Here is a 3,826-nt window from a genome sequence, read left to right on the forward strand (position 1 = left end):
GTACTGGGGGCTGGGGGCTGCTGGGAACGGGCCTGGTGCTGAACCCGGTGGTGCTGGTCGTCCTGTTCCTCATCGGCCCGCCGACGGCCGTATTCCGGGCCCTCGCCGGGATCAAGATCTGGTGGTGAGGACCGACCGTGGCACCGCCTGCCCGGCCGGCACTCGCGGAGGCCGGACTTCACCCGTGCGGCCCGATCCCGAGCGGCGGTCCCCGGGTAAGGGAGGGTGCGTCTGCTCGTCCCCGTGCTCCTCCCCCATCCCGGAGGCCCCGTGCCCGTCATGAACGGCTCCTACAGACCCGGCACCCCGTGCTGGATCGACCTGATGGTGCCCGACCAGCAAGCCGCCCTCGACTTCTACTCCGGCCTCTTCGGCTGGTCCGGCGAGGTCGGCCCGCCCGAGACCGGCGGGTACTCCGTCTGCCTCTACAAGGAGCAGCCGGTCGCCGGGATCATGAAGGCGATGAACCCCGACGGGTCCACCCCCGACCCGATGCCACCGGCCGTCTGGACGACGTACCTGGCCGTCCACGACGTGCACGAGGTGGTCCGGGCGGGCACCGCCGCCGGCGGCAGCACGATCATGGATCCGACGGAGGTCATGGACCTCGGCCGGATGGCCGTGCTCGCCGACCCCACCGGCGCCGTCTACGGCATCTGGCAGGCCGGCACCTTCCCCGGCGCCGGGATCGTCAACGAGGACAACACGCTGACCTGGAACGAACTGGCCACCACCGATCCGCAGCAGGCCGCCAGGTACTACAGCACCATCCTCCCGATCACGCCCGCCTCCTCCGAGATGCCGGGCGCCGAGGGCTACACCGAGCTCAAGGTCAACGGCCGGGCCGTCGGCGGGCTCATGTCCCTGGACCAGCACCCGAAGGGCACCCCGCCGCACTGGCTGCCCTACTTCCGCGTGGCCGACGCCGACGCTACACAGGCCGCCTGCGAAAAGGCCGGCGGCAGCGTCATGGCCCCCGCCTTCGACATGCCGGTCGGCCGGATGGCCGTCCTCGCCGACCCGCAGGGCGCGGTCTTCGCCGTGATCAAGCCCAACGAGGCCCCGGAACAGCCCGACCCCATGTGACGGCCCCGGCCGGGCGGGGGCGGGGTGCCCCCGACCGGCCGGTCTGGGCTGCCTGGCTGGCTGGCTGGGCAGCCTCGGCTAGCTCCGGTCGGCGTCCAGCTCCGCGATCGACTCCACGAGGATCTGCGCGTTGCGCGGCGAGCACAGGAGGTACGCGGTCTCCCGCCGGGACCGGGAATCCTCGGCCGCCCCGGCCGGCGGTCCGCCGAACTCGCACCACACCGACTTCCCCGGCTGCCTCGGCAGCGCGCCCCACCGGTCCGAGACGGCCTCGACGATGCGCAGGCCGTACCCGTCGCCGACCCGGGTGTTGGAGAGGCCCGGGCCGCTGTCGTGGACTTCCAGCCGCACGCCGCCGTCGTACGCCATGAGCCGGACGCGGTAGTACCGGCCGGGCGCGACGCCGTAGCGGAGGGCGTTGCTCGCCAGTTCGCTCACGCAGAGCAACAGGTCGTCGCGGTGGTGGGTGACACCCCACACGTCAAGTGTTTCCGCCGTGAACTGCCTGGCAGTGGCGACGGTTTGGCGAGAGCGCGGAAAATAGCGGTCCCGCATCAGGGCGGGTTCAATCTCCTGAATCACGGGGCGATCGTCGCGGTGCGTGACTACCGTGGACAGTGCGACCGCCCGTACCGATCGATTGGTACGGGTCGGTACGGATACATCACGGGCGCAGGTGGGGAGTCCGAAAAACATGCCGCCGAGGAAACGCGTACCGAAGAACGGCACCGCCCTGAAGATGGTCGGGGCACAGGTGGCCGTACTCCGGATCAGGAAGGGCCTGACACAACGCCAACTGGCGAAGCTGGTGCGGATGGAAGAGGAAACGATCGCATCGATCGAGCAGGGCAGACGGGCCCTGATGCCGGACGTGGCAGAGGCGATGGACCGGGTGCTGGAGTCGGGTGGGGTGCTGTTGGCGGGGGTGGAGAAGCTTCCGCCGGTGGACCGAGTACCGGAATGGGCGGAGGAGTACATGCGCTGCGAGGCGGAGGCCATCGCGCTGTCTTGGTACGACAACCAGGTCGTGCCAGGTCTACTCCAGCCCGCGAGCTACGCCCGGGCCGTCTTCAAGTGCCGGATCCCCGCCTACCGTGAGGAGGAGATCGAGGCACTCACCGCCGACCGACTGGTCCGGCAGCAGATACTGCACCGCAAGACGCCGCCGACGACGAGCTTCGTCGTCTGGGAGCCCGTCGTCCGCCACCGCATCGGCGGCCGGGAGGTACACGAGGAACTGCTGCGGCACCTGATCGGCTGCACCGAACTCCCGGATGTTTCCATCCAGGTGATGCCACTCGACCAACCCAGGCACGCTGGCCTCAACGGCCCGTTCACGCTCCTGGAAACCCCGGATCACCAGCACCTCGGCTACTCCGAGAGCCAGCGCGGTAGCCACCTCGTCTCTGACGCGGACGAGGTGAGCATCATGGCGCGCCGGTATGCGATGCTGCGGACTCAGGCCCTCAACACCGAGCAGACGCGGGGCCTGTTGGACCGCCTGCTAGGAGAGCTATGAGCACCGCACTGAAGTGGTTCAAGTCCAGCTACAGCGGCGACGACGGCGGCCAGTGCCTGGAAGTAGCCGTCGCCTGGCGGAAGTCGAGCCACAGCACGGAACAGGGCGGCGCCTGCGTCGAGGTCGCCACGTGCCCCGGCACCGTCCACGTCCGGGACTCCAAGGTCACCGACGGCCCGGTGCTGGACTTGGCTCCCGCCGCCTGGGCGGCCCTGACCGGCTGGGTTGCCGAATAGCACCCGGACGCGCGCACGAAAGGCCTGCTCGCGCCCTCACTGGGCGCGAGCAGGCAACGCGGGCAGGGGCACAGCGGGATCGATCAGCGGGTCAGCGGGTATGAGTGTCGGCCCGTCGCCTCGTCGATCTCTCCGTGGGCCTTTTGCAGCATCTGGGACGCGAGATCCATCAGCGCACGCGCGCCTGCGATCTCTTCTCCGACCCGCAGCTGCGCCGGGTCGGAGGGGTGACGCAAGGCGTAGCCGCGCGCCCGCATCTCGGAGCCGTCACCGAGTCTGACCATGGCCGCCGCAGTGGTGCGGTGACCGTCCTCGGTGAATTCGAGCTCCACGTGCCACCCGACGAGTGTGGACATGGTGCATCACCTCCAGGGGCTCACCCTTGTCCCTCCAGGGTGCGCCCGGGGAGACGGGAGCGCGAGCGGGCTGGGCAGAGGCGAGGCGGAGGCGCGAGAGGCAGGCAGCAGCCGAGGGGCGGGATAGCAGCCGACCGGCGTCGGAGGGGCATCCGGGGCGTCCCGGCCGCCTATCGTCCTTCCGGTTCGGGCCGCCCTGTAAAGGGCGCTCCTCCTTCGTCGTCGCGTCGCTGCGCGATGGCCTTCGGCCACCCTTGACAGGCCGCCCCGCCCCGGAATGCCAACAGACTGCCGGGAAGCCCCGAAGGATGGCCAGGGGGACAAGTCCAGGGACGGGCCTCGTCAGAGACGCAGGGCCCCGGCTCCGCCTCGCAGCGTCTCCACGCGCCCAGGACCACCCATGCCGGCCGGCACTGGGGGCGCGGGCACGAAAGACGGCCCTCAAGGCAGACATCAGGGCCCGCCCGGGAGCGACGAGCCCCAACCTGCAGAAAAGGTTGACCAGGGCCCCATCGGGGCCGGTCAGACGCCCCAGATCGCTACGCGCTCCTCATCTCACGGCGACTGGCCCCCGTCCCGGGCCGAGGAGGCGCCCCGGATCGCTACGCGCTCCTCTTGCTCGGCGACTG

The 3,826-nt window shown here is 70.4% G+C and carries 5 protein-coding genes; 3 read left to right on the plus strand and 2 right to left on the minus strand.

Translation table 11 applies throughout. The features are described from left to right. Nucleotides 1-279 precede the first annotated feature (279 nt). A complete protein-coding gene (locus HYE82_RS34830) occupies nucleotides 280-1,086 on the plus strand; it encodes a VOC family protein (RefSeq protein ID WP_179178227.1) in 807 nt (268 codons plus the stop codon). Between the two features lie 78 nt (nucleotides 1,087-1,164). On the opposite strand, the gene HYE82_RS39165 is transcribed toward HYE82_RS34830, so the two are convergent. After that, on the minus strand, nucleotides 1,165-1,668 hold the full coding sequence (locus HYE82_RS39165; protein ID WP_309144551.1) for an ATP-binding protein: 504 nt from the start codon (nucleotides 1,666-1,668) through the stop codon (nucleotides 1,165-1,167). A gap of 112 nt (nucleotides 1,669-1,780) precedes the next feature. Between HYE82_RS39165 and HYE82_RS34840 the strand changes: the two genes are divergently transcribed. After that, nucleotides 1,781-2,605 carry a helix-turn-helix transcriptional regulator gene (locus HYE82_RS34840; protein ID WP_179178228.1) on the plus strand — a complete coding sequence of 275 codons (825 nt, stop codon included), beginning with the start codon at nucleotides 1,781-1,783 and terminating at the stop codon, nucleotides 2,603-2,605. Beyond that, the gene (locus tag HYE82_RS34845; protein ID WP_179178229.1) at nucleotides 2,602-2,841 is read left to right on the plus strand and encodes a DUF397 domain-containing protein; all 240 of its coding nucleotides are present in this window, start codon (nucleotides 2,602-2,604) and stop codon (nucleotides 2,839-2,841) included. Before HYE82_RS34840 ends, HYE82_RS34845 begins: the two co-directional genes overlap by 4 nt. Before the next feature lie 83 nt (nucleotides 2,842-2,924). Here the strand turns inward: HYE82_RS34845 and HYE82_RS34850 are convergent, their stop codons facing one another. Continuing rightward, nucleotides 2,925-3,197 carry a DUF1876 domain-containing protein gene (locus HYE82_RS34850; protein ID WP_179178230.1) on the minus strand — a complete coding sequence of 91 codons (273 nt, stop codon included), beginning with the start codon at nucleotides 3,195-3,197 and terminating at the stop codon, nucleotides 2,925-2,927. Nucleotides 3,198-3,826 lie beyond the last annotated feature (629 nt).

This window comes from Streptomyces sp. BR123 (assembly GCF_013401435.1).
In the GTDB taxonomy this organism is placed as follows: Bacteria; Actinomycetota; Actinomycetes; order Streptomycetales; family Streptomycetaceae; genus Streptomyces.

Coding starts and splice junctions, on each gene's coding strand:
- HYE82_RS34845 (WP_179178229.1), top strand. CDS start 2,602: ATGAGCACCGCACTGAAGTGGTTCAAGTCCAGCTACAGCGGCGACGAC.
- HYE82_RS34850 (WP_179178230.1), bottom strand. CDS start 3,197: ATGTCCACACTCGTCGGGTGGCACGTGGAGCTCGAATTCACCGAGGAC.
- HYE82_RS34840 (WP_179178228.1), top strand. CDS start 1,781: ATGCCGCCGAGGAAACGCGTACCGAAGAACGGCACCGCCCTGAAGATG.
- HYE82_RS34830 (WP_179178227.1), top strand. CDS start 280: ATGAACGGCTCCTACAGACCCGGCACCCCGTGCTGGATCGACCTGATG.